Origin of the sequence: Pseudomonas sp. 14A, assembly GCF_018132745.1 — a bacterium.
Taxonomy (GTDB): domain Bacteria; phylum Pseudomonadota; class Gammaproteobacteria; order Pseudomonadales; family Pseudomonadaceae; genus Aquipseudomonas; species Aquipseudomonas mercuritolerans.
The window spans coordinates 154,448-169,745 of sequence record NZ_JAGRQJ010000012.1; the positions used below are offsets into that span (position 1 = coordinate 154,448).

At 59.2% G+C, this 15,298-nt stretch carries 12 protein-coding genes; 2 read left to right on the forward strand and 10 right to left on the reverse strand.

Translation table 11 applies throughout. The features are described from left to right. Position 1: 1 nt before the first annotated feature. The 8 genes from PS14A_RS13070 to PS14A_RS13105 all read right to left on the reverse strand — a co-directional run bounded on the left by PS14A_RS13070 (position 2) and on the right by PS14A_RS13105 (position 9,518). Complete coding sequence (locus PS14A_RS13070; RefSeq protein ID WP_212616401.1) at positions 2 to 1,351, reverse strand: HlyD family type I secretion periplasmic adaptor subunit; 1,350 nt, start codon at positions 1,349 to 1,351, stop codon at positions 2 to 4. Next, the gene (locus tag PS14A_RS13075) at positions 1,348 to 3,123 is read right to left on the reverse strand and encodes a type I secretion system permease/ATPase (RefSeq protein WP_197890506.1); all 1,776 of its coding nucleotides are present in this window, start codon (positions 3,121 to 3,123) and stop codon (positions 1,348 to 1,350) included. Before PS14A_RS13075 ends, PS14A_RS13070 begins: the two co-directional genes overlap by 4 nt. Positions 3,124 to 3,303: 180 nt before the next feature. After that, the gene (locus PS14A_RS13080) at positions 3,304 to 3,726 is read right to left on the reverse strand and encodes an AprI/Inh family metalloprotease inhibitor (RefSeq protein ID WP_212616402.1); all 423 of its coding nucleotides are present in this window, start codon (positions 3,724 to 3,726) and stop codon (positions 3,304 to 3,306) included. 91 nt (positions 3,727 to 3,817) lie between these two features. Then, positions 3,818 to 5,263, reverse strand: a complete 1,446-nt coding sequence (locus tag PS14A_RS13085) for a serralysin family metalloprotease (protein WP_212616403.1) — start codon at positions 5,261 to 5,263, stop codon at positions 3,818 to 3,820. Positions 5,264 to 5,726: 463 nt separating this feature from the next. After that, positions 5,727 to 6,812 (reverse strand): polyamine ABC transporter substrate-binding protein, encoded by a 1,086-nt coding sequence (locus tag PS14A_RS13090; RefSeq protein ID WP_212616404.1) that lies wholly within the window; start codon positions 6,810 to 6,812, stop codon positions 5,727 to 5,729. A gap of 55 nt (positions 6,813 to 6,867) precedes the next feature. Further along, the gene (locus PS14A_RS13095) at positions 6,868 to 7,212 is read right to left on the reverse strand and encodes a cupin domain-containing protein (RefSeq protein WP_212616405.1); all 345 of its coding nucleotides are present in this window, start codon (positions 7,210 to 7,212) and stop codon (positions 6,868 to 6,870) included. A 31-nt stretch (positions 7,213 to 7,243) separates the two neighbouring features. Beyond that, the gene (locus PS14A_RS13100) at positions 7,244 to 8,650 is read right to left on the reverse strand and encodes an FAD-dependent oxidoreductase (protein WP_212616406.1); all 1,407 of its coding nucleotides are present in this window, start codon (positions 8,648 to 8,650) and stop codon (positions 7,244 to 7,246) included. Positions 8,651 to 8,702: 52 nt separating this feature from the next. Beyond that, positions 8,703 to 9,518: a nuclear transport factor 2 family protein gene (locus PS14A_RS13105; RefSeq protein ID WP_212616407.1), complete on the reverse strand. Its 816-nt coding sequence runs from the start codon at positions 9,516 to 9,518 to the stop codon at positions 8,703 to 8,705. A 265-nt stretch (positions 9,519 to 9,783) separates the two neighbouring features. On the opposite strand from PS14A_RS13105, the gene PS14A_RS13110 reads away from it, so the two are divergent. Further along, a complete protein-coding gene (locus PS14A_RS13110; RefSeq protein WP_039761582.1) occupies positions 9,784 to 10,056 on the forward strand; it encodes a DUF1652 domain-containing protein in 273 nt (90 codons plus the stop codon). 49 nt (positions 10,057 to 10,105) lie between these two features. Here the strand turns inward: PS14A_RS13110 and PS14A_RS13115 are convergent, their stop codons facing one another. Beyond that, entirely contained in the window at positions 10,106 to 12,580 is a 2,475-nt protein-coding gene (locus PS14A_RS13115; protein ID WP_212616408.1) for a UvrD-helicase domain-containing protein, read from the reverse strand. Between the two features lie 256 nt (positions 12,581 to 12,836). Here PS14A_RS13115 and PS14A_RS13120 point away from each other — a divergent pair, with 256 nt between their 5' ends. Then, a complete protein-coding gene (locus PS14A_RS13120) occupies positions 12,837 to 13,532 on the forward strand; it encodes a pirin family protein (protein ID WP_016774845.1) in 696 nt (231 codons plus the stop codon). A gap of 54 nt (positions 13,533 to 13,586) precedes the next feature. Here PS14A_RS13120 and pgm read toward each other — a convergent pair whose 3' ends face one another. After that, a complete protein-coding gene (pgm, locus tag PS14A_RS13125) occupies positions 13,587 to 15,233 on the reverse strand; it encodes a phosphoglucomutase (alpha-D-glucose-1,6-bisphosphate-dependent) (RefSeq protein WP_095180093.1) in 1,647 nt (548 codons plus the stop codon). Positions 15,234 to 15,298: the final 65 nt, after the last annotated feature.

The following is a 15,298-nucleotide window of genomic DNA, read 5'->3' on the forward strand; positions in this document are numbered from 1 at the left end:
CTTATTCCTCGGTCAACGCAGAACCGGCGCGATCGAGCAGCGGTTTGAACAGGTAGTTGAGGAGTGAACGCTCACCGGTGCGCACGAACATTTCCGCCGGCATGCCGGGTTTGATCACCAGGCCGTTGAGCTTTTCCATGGCCTGATCGCTGACGCTGCTGCGCAACACGTAATACGGCATACCGGTTTTCTCATCGACCATCTGGTCGGCGGAGATCAGGCTGACTTCGCCGGGCACACGCGGGGTTTTGCTCTGGTTGAACGCGGTGAACAGGATGTCCACCGGCAAATGCGTGCCGACCTTGTCGATCAGGTTGATCGGCAAGTGCCCTTCCACTTCCAGGGTGGTGCCCTGCGGAACGATCTCCAGCAAGGTTTCGCCCTGACGCACCACGGCGCCTTCAGTGTGCACACCGAGGTTGACCGCCACGCCATCGGCGGTGGCGAGGATCTCGCTGTGTTGCAGATCGAAACCGGCGGAGGTCAGCTGTTCGGACAGCGTCACGCTTTTCAACTGCGCATCGGCCAGTTGCGTACGCACTTCCTTCTGGTATTCCTCGCCGTGCTGCTGCAACTTCAGGCGCGACTCAAGGATGCCCTGCTCCACGCGGCCGCTTTCACCGGTGTTTTCTGCCAGCTGCTGCTGCACTTGCGACAGTTGCCGCTGGTAGTCCATCAAGCGGTTGCGCGGGATGTAGCCGTTGTCGGCCAGCGGTTGCAGATTGCTCAATTGTTGCTGCAAGGAACTGGCCTGGGCATTGAGGTCGCTGCGGGCGCGGCGCATGCCGGCCAGTTGCGCAGTGGCGCCTTCAATGTTGGCGCGCAGTGCCGCTTGTTCCCGGGAGAACGCTTCGCGGCGGCTGCTGAACAGTTGCCGCTGGCCTTCCAGCACCAGCGCCAGGCGCGGATCCGGGTCGTTGCTCAGTTCGGCCGGAAAGGTCACTTGTTTGAGGTTGTCGCGCTCGGCCTGCCAGCGCGCGAGGCTGGCCCAAGCCATGCGGTACTGCGCCTGCAGCGATTGCACATCGGCGGCGACCTGCGTCTGATCGAGGCGGAACAGTGGCTGGCCCTGCTTCACGATCTGGCCTTCGCGCACCAGAATCCGGCTGACCACGCCGCTGCTCATCGACTGCACAGCCTTGCGTTTGCCCGAGACCACCACGGTGCCCTGCACCGGAATGCCCTGATCCAGCGGCGCCAGTGCGGCCCAGGTGAAGAAACTGCCAGCGCCGACGATGGCCAGAATCCAGCCCATGCGCGCGAAGAATTTCGCGTCGCGTTCCGGGCATTCGGTGATGTAGCAGTGTTCCATGGTCGCTTCGTTTTCAGTGTTCATGCTGGCGCTGCTCATACACCCGAATTCCTTGTCGAGGGCTGATACTGCCGGCTCATGCTGAGCCCGCCCGGTGTTTGTGCGGCTTTTTCACGTTGCTGTTCGTGCTGACCGGAAAGTGCCTTGAGCACATCCTGACTCGGGCCGAACGCCTGCAAACGGCCGTCGTTGAGCACGAGCAATTTGTCAGCCTGAGCCAGCACCGAAGAACGATGGGTGACCAGAATCACCGTGGTGCCCTGAGCCTTGAGTTGCGCGATGGCGCTGGCCAGTGCCGCTTCGCCGACGGTATCGAGATTGGAATTGGGTTCATCCAGCACCACCAGACTTGGCGTGCCGTACAGCGCGCGGGCCAAGGCCACGCGTTGCTTCTGGCCACCGGACAAACCGCTGCCGTCCTCGCCCAGTTGCGTGTCGTAGCCTTGCGGCAGGCGCAGGATCATTTCGTGAACGCCGGCCTGCTGCGCGGCGGCTACGACTTTTTGCGGATCGGCTTCGCTGAAGCGCGCAATGTTCTCGGCGATGCTGCCGCTGAACAATTCGATGTCTTGCGGCAGGTAACCGATGTAAGGACCAAGCTGATCGCGGTTCCAGCGATGAATATCAGCGCCGTCGAGGCGCACGGTGCCGCCCAGCACCGGCCACACGCCGACCAGCACTCGAGCCAGCGTCGATTTGCCGGAACCGGAAGCGCCGAGCACACCCAGCACTTCACCAGCACTCAGATTGAAATTGACCATGTGCAAAGTGGCTGCACGCTGCCCGGGCGGGCCGGCGCTGACTTGTTCGAAGGTGATCTGGCCTTTCGGTGCCGGCAGTGCCATCGCCTCGTCGCTGGGCGGAAACGCCTGCAACAGCGCATCGAGACGGCGGTAAGCCAGCTTCGCCCCGCTCCACTGTTTCCAAACGGCGATCAGCTGATCAATCGGGCTCAGCACGCGGCCCATCAGGATCGAACCGGCGATCATCATCCCCGCCGTCATGTCACCCTTGATCACCAGCAACGCGCCCAGGCCCAGCACCAGGGATTGCAGGCACAGGCGCAGGGTCTTGCTCAGTGAACTGATCACCGCGCCGGTGTCGCTGGCCTGGTTCTGCAAGCCGAGGAAGCGCGAATGCACCCCGAACCAGCGCTTGCGCAGCGAGCCGAGCATGCCCATCGCCTGAATGGTTTCGGCGTTGTGCAAGTGGCTGGTGGCCAACTGGCTGGACTGCTGGGAAAAACCGGCGGCCTCGCCGAGGGGCTTTTTGGTCATGTATTCGTTGAGGCACGCCAGCGCGATCAGCAGCAACGCGCCCGCCGTCGCCAACACGCCGAGCCAGACGTTGAACAGGTAGATGACAAACAGATAAACCGGGAACCACGGCGCATCGAAGAAGGCGAACAGCGCCGGGCCGGTGACGAACTGGCGAATGTGGGTCAGGTCGCCCAGCGACTGCCCGGCGTTGCCTTCGCCCTTGAACAGGTTGCGCTCGAACGCGGCCTGATAGACGCGCAGATTGAAGCGACGCTCCAGCTGGCTGCCGATGCGGATGACGATAAAGCTGCGGATCACTTCCAGCAGCCCGATAAAGGCGAAGAAACCGACCACCATCAACGACAGCATTGCCAGGGTGGTTTCGTTCTGCGACGAGAGCACCCGGTCGTAGACTTGCAGCATGTAGATCGACGGTACCAGCATCAACACGTTGATCAGCGCGGTGAAACAACCGACGCTGATCAGAATGCTTTTATAGTCGCCCAATGCCTTGATTAACGGAGCGGTGGCAGGAGACTTCGCCATCTTCATTGATTCTTCCTGAATTCATGCCTCGTCATTACCGGACGAGCATTCCATTGATATTCCGCCTGCCTGCCAAAGATGACTTGCAAGTAGCGCTTACAATTTCATAACAACTTGATCCGATGCCGCGCTTATAACGCACGACCACTGGCTTATATCAACTTTCTTTCACTCGACAACCATTGCCTACTGCGCTGCGCGCTCTAACGTAATAAGCAGTTCGGCGCTCAAGGCCTTTGTATAAATGCCATCACGCTGGCGGCTGAAGAAGGCGATCCTCGAACCTTCCTTGCCGGTGATGGAAATGCCATCGGGCTCCGGAAACCAGCTTATCGGCGCTTCGCCCAACCACGCGGCCAGACATTCAGTGCCCTCGCCCAAAGTCTGGTTCGGCGCAAGCTCGACCAGGCAAGTGTTCGACGGCTTGTCTTGCAACGACCGCGTTTCGGGTGTGTCGTTGTGACCGGTCAATGTGGCCTGCCAGCGCCCGGCAAATGCCGAGGGGTCATCGAGTCTGAGGCTGCTCGCCATGCTTGTCGCTCCGGTCATCATCAGCGTGACTGCCATCAGCCATGCCATCGTTGTGTACGTAAAAACATTTCCGCGCATAGGACATTTCACTTCCGCTCGTAGCCTTGCTCGGCGATCAGGCCGATGCAAGCGAAGAAAGCGACGCACGAGGCGCCGCTTTCCTTTCACATCACGCCACGATGTCGCTGGTCGCTGCCTGGCCAACGGTGCTGACGATGAAGTCAGCCACGCCATGCCCGGAGAAATCCACCGACAACAGGCTGTTGCCGCCCGACGAGGTCAGCACTGCGTCGCCGGCAGAACCGGTGAAGCTGTTGACGAAGTGCAGGCCCGCGCCGTTGGTGATGCCGGTCAGGTCGATTTTGTCCAGACCGCTGACGAAATCGAGAATCTGATCGATCGCCCCCGGCTTGGAGTCCGAGCTGGCGGCGAACACAAAGGTGTCCGAACCGGCGCCGCCCCACAGCTTGTCGGCACCGCCAGCGCCGAAGAGGATGTCGTTGCCGGCACCACCCTTCAGTTCGTTGGCCACGCTGTTACCGATCAACAGATCACTGCCCGAACCACCAATCGCGTTCTCGATGACTGCGCCCTTGGCGATCGACACGTTGCCGACCATGCCGCCAACGTCGGAGAACGAAGCGCTATTGAGGTTGATTTTCTGGTTCTGGGTAAACCCGGAAAAGTCCAGGGTATCCTTGCCGCCGGCATCCCAGACCGAGAACACCACCTTGTCGCTCGACGACGACGCGCTGAGGAAATCGCGGCCGGCATTGGAGTTGAAGCCGTAGGTGGTGTCGCCGGTGCGGGTGGTGGTGTTGGCGCCGTAGAGTTTCTGGATGGCTGCGATGTCGTCCATCAGCGGGCCGGACGAATAGGCTTCGACGCCACCCTTGCTGAAGTTCTGGTTGGTGTTGCTTTCGCTCCAGTAACTCATGACGCTGTAGCCACGGGTGTCCTGGCCATAAGTCGCGTCGTTGTAAGTCGGGTTGCCATTGCCGGCGTTGTAGTCGCCAGGGTGAGCAAGGCCCAGGGTATGGCCGATTTCGTGGGTCAGGGTCTGACGCCCGTAGTTGTTCAGATCCGGGTTCTTGTTCTGCGTGTAACCGCTGTTGATCAGGTACCACGAAGTACCGTCATAACCAGCGCCGGTCCCCGGCAGATAGGCAAACGCCGCAGCGCCATCCTGACCACCGCTGTAGTTACCGAAGGTCATGTGCCCGTCACCGCCCGAGGCTTTCTCGGTAAAGGTGACATTCGCCACATCGGCCCACGACTGCATGGCGAGCTTGGCCTGCGCCTGCTGCTGCGCGCTGAACTGACTGAACCCGCTGATGCCGTGCTTGTTCATCGTGCTGTTCGAGGCCGAAGTCATAAACGTATAGGTGAGGTCGATCTTGCCGCTGCCGTCCTTGTCCTGGTAGGCAGCGCCGTCACGCAGCAATTGCGTAGCCGCCTGGTCGACGGTGTACGAGGGTTTGCCATTGACCGTGAGGTTGCCGCCGCGGTCGTACTGATGGCTGAAGCTATTGATCTGGTTGTACGCCGAGCTGAACGCGGCCAGTTGGAAAGCCTGTTCGGCGGAATCAACAGCATTGGTTTTAACTTTCGACATAAACACACTTCCTTGTTTAGCAATGGAACAGTTTTTGTCCGACAGGACGATCTTTGGCGAGATCGTCCTATCACTCGCCCAATGAAGGCGTAACGAACCTGACACAATTGGAAATCTGTCGTAAAGAGTTTTTTTGCGATCCAATTTGGTGGTATCAGGAAACTGCCGTAAACAAAGCGCGCGGGGAGGAAAGATTGTTTTTAGTTGCGATGAGGGTGGAAATTGTCTGACGATTTTCTATTTAAATATTAAATATAGGTAAGTTTGGATTTGTTGGGCAAGTCACACTTTCAGTCAGCGGTGCCAGTGCTTTGATATCAACTATCCTGATTCATTGAATAACGAATGTGGGAGCGAGCCTGCTCGCGAAGGCGCCAAGCCAGTCAACATAAGTGTCGAATGACAAAACGCTTCGCGAGCAGGCTCGCTCCCACAGGGGTCTTGTATGTTGGCCTGAAAAAACTCAGCTACCGGTGCGAATCTTGTTCCACACCCGCGTCCGGATCCGGTCGATATTCAGCGGCATCGCTTCCAGCGCGAACAGCTTGCCCATCATCTCCGGGCTCGGGTAAACCTTGGTGTCGTTCTTGATCGCCGGGTCGATGAGTTTGTCGGCTTGTTCGTTGCCATTGGCGTAATGCACGTAGTTGCTGATCCCGGCCATGACATCGGGGCGCAGCAGGTAGTTCATGAAGGCGTAGCCGGCCTTTTCGTCCGGTGCGTCGGCGGGCATGGCGACCATGTCGAACCATATCGCCGCGCCTTCCTTGGGAATCGCATAACCGATCTCGACGCCGTTCTTCGCTTCCTTGGCGCGGTTCTCCGCTTGCAGGATGTCGCCGGAAAAGCCTACTGCTACGCAGATGTCGCCGTTGGCCAAATCACTGGTGTACTTGGAGGAATGGAAGTAGCTGACGTAAGGCCGCACTTTCATCAGCAGCGCTTCGGCTTTTTTGTAGTCTTCGGGATTCTTGCTGTGGTGCGGCAGGCCGAGGTAGTTGAGCGCCGCCGGTAGCAGTTCCGGGCCGTTGTCGAGGATCGCCACGCCGCACTTCTGCAGTTTCTCCATGTATTCGGGCTTGAAGATCAGATCCCAGGAATCCACCGGCGCGTTGTCGCCCAGCACCGCTTTGACCTTGGCAATGTTGTAGCCGATACCGGTGCTGCCCCACAGATAAGGGAAGCCGTGCTCGTTATTAGGGTCGTTGGTCTGCAAGGCCTTGAGCAGCGCCGGGTTGAGGTTCTTCCAGTTCGGCAACTGACTCTTGTCGAGTTTCTTCAGCGCCCCGCCCTGAATCTGCCGCGCCATGAAGTGGTTCGACGGAAAAACCACATCGTAACCGGATTTGCCAGTCATCAACTTGCCGTCGAGGGTTTCGTTGCTGTCGTAGACGTCATAAGTGACGCCGATGCCCGTGTCTTTCTGGAAGTTCTTCGTGGTGTCCGGGGCGATGTAGTCGGACCAGTTGTAGACCTTGACCGTCTCGGCCGCGTGACTGACGGAAGCGGCCAGCAGCAGCGGCGCCAATGCGAGGGTTTTCTGGATCATGAGGCGATTCCTGTATGGGCTTTTTTTGTTGGCAGGCAATCAAAGGATCAAACAATCAGAAAATCAGCACGTAGCTCTTGCGCACGGTTTCCTGGATATCCCAGACCCCGAGCGTGTTGGCTGGCAACATCAGTGCGTCGCCGCCTTGTATGTGCAGGGTTTCGCCGCCACCGTCAGGAGTGAACGTGCAACGCCCGGAAATGAAATGGCAGAACTCCTGCGCGGTGATCTGCCGCCGCCAGCGGCCCGGGGTGCATTCCCAGACGCCGGTTTCGACACCGTCGTCGCGCTCGACACCGGTGGTCGAGGCAATTGCGACGGGTTCGCCGAGGGGCACGGCGACAGGGTTGGATTCTTCGAGCTCAAGCGTGGCGGTGTTCTTGAAGTGGGTGATGCTCATGGCGTGACCTGTTTATTGAGGGAAACGGCGTTTAATGCATGAAACCTTCCATGAATCCGGCGACCCGACTGGCGAGCTTGCGCCGCCAAGGTGCGGTCGCGGGATTGGCCAGAGTCTGGTCTTCGTGCACGAAACTTTTGATGATCGCGTTGTAGCCGAGCCAGCGGCATGGCTCTGGCTCCCAGGCACGCAGCGCGTGAATGCCGCCGTCGGGCAGCACCCACGGTTGCTCGGTCAGTTCGCTGTCGCGCTCCAGAATAAGATCCGCCAGGGTGCGTCCGCCGAGGTTGCTGGCACCAACACCCTCCCCGCCGTATCCGCCGGACAACGCGATGCCGTTGGCGCGGTCGCAAAGCATGTGCGGCTTGAAATGCCGCGACATGCCAAGGTTGCCGCCCCAGGCATGGGTGATCTGCACATTTTTCAGCTGCGGGAACAGTTCGCCGAACAGATAGCGGCGCAACTCGACTTCATCGCGGGTGAGGTTGAAGTCATGGCGCAGCTTGCCGGCGAACTGATACCCGCCACGGGCGCCGAAGATCAGACGATTGTCGGCACTGCGCTGGCCGTAGGTGACCTGGCGGCTGAATTCACTGAAGGCCTGGCCGCGATTGAGGCCGATTTCATCCCAGGTCGCAGCGGACAGCGGTTCCGTGGCGACAATCAGGCTTTGCACCGGCAATTGATAACGGCCAAGTGGCGGCAAGGTCACCGAATAACCTTCCACCGCCGGGACGATCCAACGGCTGCGCACGCTGGCCTTGGCGGTACGCAGACTGCCAGGTTGCCAGTGGGTGACCGGGCTGTTTTCGTAGATTTTCACGCCCATGTTCTGCACGGTCCGCGCCAGACCACGGACCAGCTTCGCCGGGTGAATGGTCGCAACGTGAGGCGCGAAGATGCCGCCGTAGGGCTTGGCCACGCGGATCTGCTGGGCCAACTGCTCGGGACTGAGCCAGCGGTAATCGTCGTCAGTCAGACCTTGGGCATGCAGCTTGCTCAGGTAATCGCGCAGAACGGTTTCCTGCTCTGGATAGCGCGCAGCACAATAAAGCACCCCGCCCTTACGGTAATCGCAGTCGATGCCTTCGCGTTCGAGGACGATCTCCACTACATCGGGGATGCTGTGCAGCAGATCAAACGACGCCCGCCGTTGCTGCGGCGATAAGCCTGCGAGCAAGCGATCCTCGCCCAGCAAATTACCCATCAGCCAGCCGCCGTTACGCCCGGAAGCACCGAACCCGGCGGTTTGCGCCTCGACGATGGCGATATCCAGGCCGGGCGCCTGTCTTTTCAGGTAGTACGCCGTCCACAGTCCGGTGTAACCGGCGCCGATGATGGCCACGTCGACGTCCAGATCGCGCTCAAGCGCAGGCCGCGCCAATAGCGGCTCATCGAGCTGATCCATCCACAAACTGATCGTGCGCCACGCCGACATGCCAGACTCCGCCACTGAAAACTTTCGATGGCGTCGATCCTAGTGGCTGCCTTCAGTGGATGTCTTGCGCGCGTGCCCGCAGAGAAATTTGTTTGGCGTAGGCCTTGGGCGACTGACCGGTGTGCTCGCGAAAGCATTTGTAGAACGCTGATAGCGAATTGAAGCCGGCGGCAAACGCCAGCTCGTCGACACGTAACGGCGGCGTGGCGCTGTCCAGCGCACGTAGCAAATGCTGCAGGCGCGCCTGATTGACGTAGCGATAGAAGCTTTGCCCCAGCACCTGATTGAGCAGATAGGAAATCTGATTGCGGCTGTACCCGCACTCCTTCGCCACCCGTTGCAGGTCAAGCTCAGGGTCCAGATAGGGCTGCTGCTTTTGAAAATACTGCTGCAGGTCTTCGGCCATGAAACTCAGTTGCCGCGGTGACAGACCCAGCCGACTGACCGCCGGACGCTGACTCTGTGCCGAACTGCCGTCGGCTTGAGTACGCACCAGCGAGGCATACTCGTTGACGCGCCAGATCAAACCGTCCTTGACCGTGATCGCTTCGCTGGAGCGAAACGACACCAGGCCATCGCCGCCGCGCAAGGTCACCTCGTACTGAATGAACGCGGTGTTGCCGTCCACCCGGATTCGGTCGCAATGCTCGAGCAGTTCGTCGGATTCTCGCGGCATGCTCACGCGCACGTATTCGCGCAACTCGTTCAGACCAAGTACGCGATTCTGAAAGAAATCGTTGTACTGGATATCGGCGTGATAAAGCGCCATCACGCTGTCCAGATCCCGGTGTTTCCAGCTCAGGTGATAGCGCATGACCGTGGCGGCCGTGGCCTGGGTCTGTTCTGGGCCGTCGTCATCGGCGTGCATAAGCGGCTCGGCGAAAAAGAACCGAGCTTGCCCAACTTCCTCTGCCGCTTCAACGAAAAATCCATAGTGGCGTTTTGGCGATAATCGATGAGCCAGTGACTTACATCAAAAAATGCGAATCAATCGCTAAACGGACTGAAAAAACTCACAGTTTTTTCACACACGGATGCTACTTTTAAAGCTCAAGCACTGGTTGAGCCAATGAAGGCTCTTCCCACCTAACATGAGCAAAAGGAAGCGCTCGATGAAGCAGGCGGGCAACACCATGAATAAAGGGTTCAGCAAGGTCACTTTCCCCAACGCTTGCCAGCTGATGCGCTGGCATTTTCATCCAATGGGTTTCGAGGCAACGATGGATGCGCCGGGCAGCATGATCGCCCGTCTGTTTGATCGTGCCAGCGGCGAAACCATGATCGCCATCGCCGGCATTCCCTGCGCAACGGTGATGAACGCGGCGGACGTCGAGCGAATCATCGAAGCCATCGAGGATGAGCTGGAAGCTTTCACTCCTCCGGAATCTCTCAAGAACTACGCATAAGTGCCTGATTTAAAATAAAAAGCCCGCAGTGATGCGGGCTTTTTATTGATCAGGCGCTGGCCTTTTCGATCCGATGATCGACGAAGAAAGGCTTGCCCCTGGCAACTCGATCCGAGGCCCGCGGCATGTTTACCGCTTGGGCGTCCTGCGGCTCGACATACCAGTAGCAATGACTGACGGCGCGTGTGATACCGACGTAGGCAAGGCGCAGGATTTCGTCCTTTTGTGCAGTGTCGTATGGCTCGCTGTCACCGCTTTCGCCCAATCCCGCCATGCGATAAACCTGATTCTTGTACGGAGAGCTGGTCAGATGCTGGCAATCACCCAGCAGGAATACTGCATCAGCCTGCAAGCCTTTGGCGCTGTGATAGGTCAGTTGTTTCAGCCGCCGCGCGTCGTAGAGCAAGCTCGAATCTACATTAAGTACAGGCTGAATATGCCGCTCTATCAACAACTTATCGCTACTTTTTCGATAAAGCATCAAGATTGAATCGCCGCGCCGGTAATGCTCGGCCAGGCGCTGACCCAATGCTTCATCATCCCGCTCAAGCACGTTGACCGGGTGAAGCGGCTTGGGCTCACCACTGGCCTTGGCCTTCTTGCCCGCTATCGCTGGCGCGGCACGGACGATGTGTTCGGCGGCGTCGATGATGTGCTGGTGGCTGCGGTAGTTGTCACTGAGCATGACCCGCGTTGTGCTCGGTGAAGGGAATTCCTTGTTGAACTCCATGAAGTAGCTCGGCGAACTGCCGCGCCAGCCGTAAATCGATTGCCAGTCATCGCCGACGCACAGCAGCGACGACCGCTGCGCCCCTCGCCCGACATGCATGGCCGGGCCACGGCTGCGGATTTCATTGAGGCTGGCACGAATCCACGAAACGATCTGCGGAGAGACGTCCTGGAATTCGTCGATCATCAAATGCGCCATCGGCCGCAGCAACTCATCGCTGAGCAGCTTGAGGTTTTCCGGCGAGTGCTCGCTGAACAACGCGAACATGCGGTTGTAGGTCATCACCGGCGGCTTCTGATCCAGCAGGTGATCTTCAAATGCGCGCCAGAACAGGCTCAGGGCTTCAAAGAAAAACCGATCGGGATCGTCCCTGGCGAAGCTCATCCGACTGACCGCGTCCGGCACATCCAGGCCGAGGTTTTCGATGAAGCCCGCTGCGGCGACAAAACAGTCCAGCAATGGCGCGGATGCCAGCTCGCCTTTGACCTTGTAATCAAAGCCGGGACCGGCGCTGGCATCTCCGGCCAACGTAGCAAGAACGCGCCTGGATGACTCGTAACTATCCATCCATATCAATGGTTTACGGCAGAAAGCTTGAAACAGGGTGCGCTTGACCGCCCATTCTGCACGGACACTCAGCTTGGCGTTGGGTCGGGTCAGCTGGGCGTTTTCCCTGGGATCAAAGCCGAGCACCACCCAGGCATCGAGACCGGGAATATAGCCGTGAGCGTGGAAACGCGAGCCGTTGATTTCAAACGTTTGCCGACTCGGCTCAATGCCTTGGATAGGCCACGCACCGGCGCGAAACCACAGATCCTCGATGACATCGCAGAGCTCTTCATCGCGCTTGGCCGCCAGTTCGGTGACCGCCATGCGTTTCTGCACATCGGGGTGATCGCGTTCCAGTTCCTTTAATTGCAAACCCGCGCGGGACAGCGGCTGGATCAACTGGCGGAAACGCTCATCGTCGTTGAACAGCCGGTGATAACAAGCATTAAGTTGCTGGCGCTGTGCGTCATTGATACGCAGGTCAAACGGATTGCTGTCGACCTCCTCTGCGCCGCTTTGCGGGCGATCGCTGAGATTCTCGAAGGCCTGCAAACGCTCGAAACCCGGCAGGCTGCGGACCATCGGCAGAATGCGTGAGTGGAAGGTTCTGACCAGCTCGCGGGCCTGCTTGAGGTTCAGCGGCTGGCCCCACAGCGTGAAGATTTCGATGAGTTTGTTGATGAAGTCCTTACGCGATTCGCGGGTGAAGGTCACCACGGTCATCGAATCCAGCTCAAAACCCAGATAATGGCTGAGCAACAGAATGCGCAGCACCAGCGTGGTCGACTTGCCGGCGCCGGCACCAGCCACCACCGAGGTGGACGGCGTATCGCTGAAGATCATTTTCCACTGCGCGGCGCTGGGCTGGGCGTGGGCCGGAAGCAAACGGGCGACGTCAGCCTTGATGCGCTTCTTCAGTTCCGCCGTCAGCGGCAGGCGCCAGTCATCGAACAGGTTGTTATCGACGCTGGGCGGCCGATGCTCGGTGTTGCGGCTGTCTCGAATGAGCAGAACCTGGCGGCCTTCCTCCAACCCCTCAAGCTTGCCCTCCTTGAAACCGTATTCGACGCCAGCGGTGTGGCCACTGCGAAATCCGTCGGCTTGCCCGTGCAGCCACGACGCCCGGTGCTGGGCGCGCAGCTTGGTCAGACCGTGACCAAAGAATCGCGCGGCCAGACGTTTGAACCAGGGCATCTCGGCCAGTGGACGAAGTTCAGGGGGAAGATCGGGGATGTGTTGCGCCACGCTGACGGACTCCAGGGTGTGAGGCTGTGGCGGCTATGGTGTCTGGATTTGCTGATGAGTTCTAGCGAAATGCTTACAGGTCATCGGTTTAGGCGACGAATTGAAAGTCGGATGAGACGATGTCGAGGGGGATTCCCATCAAATAACCTGATCATGATGCGGCAGTTTTTGCGCTTTTTATCGATGATTGCCTGATAGATGATCGTCGTCATCAACCACGGGCCTCGCCCTGACGAACCTTATTAAGGAGACGATCATGCTTGAACTCAGACCCTTCAGCTCGCTGGGCGGTGCCCATCACGGCTGGCTGGACGCGCATCACCACTTTTCGTTTGCCGAATACTACGATCCGCAACGGATGAGCTGGGGCAACCTGCGCGTGTGGAACGATGACATCATCGCTGCAGGCACCGGTTTCCCGCAGCATCCGCACCGCGACATGGAAATCATCACTTACGTGCGAGAAGGTGCCATCACGCACCAGGACAATCTGGGCAACAAGGGCCGCACCGAAGCTGGCGACGTACAAGTGATGAGCGCTGGCACCGGCATTGCTCACAGCGAGTACAACCTGGAGGACAAGGAAACCAAGATCTTCCAGATCTGGATTCTGCCGACCGAAACCGGTGCGCCGCCGTCGTGGGGTGCCAAGCCGTTTCCCAAAGGCGAGCGTGAGGGTTTTGTGACGTTGGCCAGCGGCAAGGACGGCGACGATGAGAGCTTGCACATTCGCGCCAATGCGCGTCTGGTCGCCGCGAACATCAAGGCCGGTGAAACCGCTGAGTACCGACTGGACGAGGGGCGTCGCGCCTATCTGGTTCCGGCCACCGGCGTGATCGAAGTCAATGGCTTGCGTGCCCAAGCGCGTGACGGCGTGGCGGTGGCACACGAGCAAGTGCTGACGGTCACGGCGATCGAAGACAGCGAGATCGTACTGGTCGACCTGGCTTGATCTGCAGGCAATAAAAAAGGGCAACCATTACGGTTGCCCTTTTTCATGTGCGCATTATTTGCTGGAAATGGCGCCATCCACCAAAGTTTGCGCTTCGGCCACCAGTTGTTTGAGGTGGTCGTCGCCGAGGAAGCTTTCGGCGTAGATCTTGTAGATATCCTCAGTGCCCGACGGACGCGCGGCGAACCAGCCGTTCTCGGTCATGACTTTCAGACCACCAATGGCCTGATCGTTGCCCGGTGCGTGGCTGAGGATGCTCTGGATCTTTTCGCCCGCCAGCTCGGTCGAGGTGACCTGCTCCGGCGCCAGCTTGCTCAGCAATGCCTTCTGCTCAGGGTTGGCCTTGGCATCGACGCGTACCGAGAACGGTTCGCCCAGTTCATCGGTCAGGGCGCGGTAGGCCTGGCTTGGATCGCGTCCGGTGCGCGCCGTCATTTCGGCGGCGAGCAAGGCTGGAATCAGGCCATCCTTGTCGGTGCTCCATACACCGCCATCCTTGCGCAGGAACGAAGCGCCAGCACTCTCTTCACCGCCAAAACCCAGCGAGCCATCAAACAGGCCATCGGCGAACCATTTGAAACCGACCGGCACTTCGTACAGGCGACGGCCCAGGCGCTTGGCCACGCGGTCGATCAAACCGCTGCTGACCACGGTTTTGCCGACAGCAGCATCAGCGCGCCATTGCGGACGGTTCTGGAACAGGTAGTCGATGGATACCGCCAGATAGTTGTTCGGCGCAAGCAAACCACCGGACGGCGTGACGATGCCGTGGCGGTCGTGGTCAGGATCGCAGGCAAACGCCACGTCGAAGCGCTCTTTCAGGCCGATCAGGCCCTGCATCGCGTGGCTGGACGACGGGTCCATACGGATTTGGCCGTCCCAATCGACGGTCATGAAACGGAACGTTGAATCGACCTGTTTATTCACCACTTCCAGGTCGAGACGGTAGTGTTCGGCGATGGCCGACCAGTAGCGCACCCCTGCTCCGCCCAACGGATCGACACCCAGACGCAGCTTGGCGTCGCGGATGGCATCGAAGTCGATGACGTTGATCAGGTCGGCGACATAAGTGTTCAAGTAATCGTGACGATGGGTCGTGCTGGCCTTGAGCGCTTGCTCGTAGCTGATGCGTTTGACCCCGGCCAGTTTGTTCGCCAGCAGCTCGTTGGCCTTGGCTTCGATCCACTTGGTGATGTGGGTATCGGCCGGGCCACCGTTGGTTGGGTTGTATTTGTAGCCACCGCTCTGTGGCGGGTTGTGCGACGGCGTGATGACGATACCGTCCGCCAGGCCAGAGGTACGGCCGCGGTTGTAGCAGAGAATGGCGTGGGAAACTGCCGGGGTCGGCGTGTACTCATCGCCTTCGGCGATCATCACGGTGACGCCGTTGGCGGCGAGGACTTCCAGCGCGCTGGCGCCGGCCGGGGTCGACAATGCATGGGTGTCGATGCCGACAAACAGCGGGCCGGTGATGCCCTGGGCTTCGCGATACAGGCAGATCGCCTGGCTGATGGCCAGAACATGCCATTCGTTGAAACTCAAATCGAACGAACTGCCGCGGTGGCCGGAGGTGCCGAACGCCACTCGCTGGGTAGAAATCGATGCATCAGGCTGGCCGGTGTAATAGGCCGTAACCAGTCGCGGGATATCGACCAACAGTTCTGCCGGTGCCGGTTTGCCCGCAAAAGGACTGAGTGTCATGCAAAAACCTCTGAAATCGGAGTGGTTCAGGAAATGCAGCGCAGTTTACTGGCAGTTTGACCACT

Bases quoted from the DNA above. Each gene is read 5' to 3' on its own strand.
- pgm (WP_095180093.1), bottom strand. From the start codon at position 15,233: ATGACACTCAGTCCTTTTGCGGGCAAACCGGCACCGGCAGAACTGTTG.
- PS14A_RS13080 (WP_212616402.1), bottom strand. From the start codon at position 3,726: ATGCGCGGAAATGTTTTTACGTACACAACGATGGCATGGCTGATGGCA.
- PS14A_RS13095 (WP_212616405.1), bottom strand. From the start codon at position 7,212: ATGAGCATCACCCACTTCAAGAACACCGCCACGCTTGAGCTCGAAGAA.
- PS14A_RS13090 (WP_212616404.1), bottom strand. From the start codon at position 6,812: ATGATCCAGAAAACCCTCGCATTGGCGCCGCTGCTGCTGGCCGCTTCC.
- PS14A_RS13105 (WP_212616407.1), bottom strand. From the start codon at position 9,518: ATGCACGCCGATGACGACGGCCCAGAACAGACCCAGGCCACGGCCGCC.
- PS14A_RS13110 (WP_039761582.1), top strand. From the start codon at position 9,784: ATGAATAAAGGGTTCAGCAAGGTCACTTTCCCCAACGCTTGCCAGCTG.
- PS14A_RS13120 (WP_016774845.1), top strand. From the start codon at position 12,837: ATGCTTGAACTCAGACCCTTCAGCTCGCTGGGCGGTGCCCATCACGGC.
- PS14A_RS13070 (WP_212616401.1), bottom strand. From the start codon at position 1,351: ATGAGCAGCGCCAGCATGAACACTGAAAACGAAGCGACCATGGAACAC.
- PS14A_RS13085 (WP_212616403.1), bottom strand. From the start codon at position 5,263: ATGTCGAAAGTTAAAACCAATGCTGTTGATTCCGCCGAACAGGCTTTC.
- PS14A_RS13075 (WP_197890506.1), bottom strand. From the start codon at position 3,123: ATGAAGATGGCGAAGTCTCCTGCCACCGCTCCGTTAATCAAGGCATTG.
- PS14A_RS13100 (WP_212616406.1), bottom strand. From the start codon at position 8,650: ATGTCGGCGTGGCGCACGATCAGTTTGTGGATGGATCAGCTCGATGAG.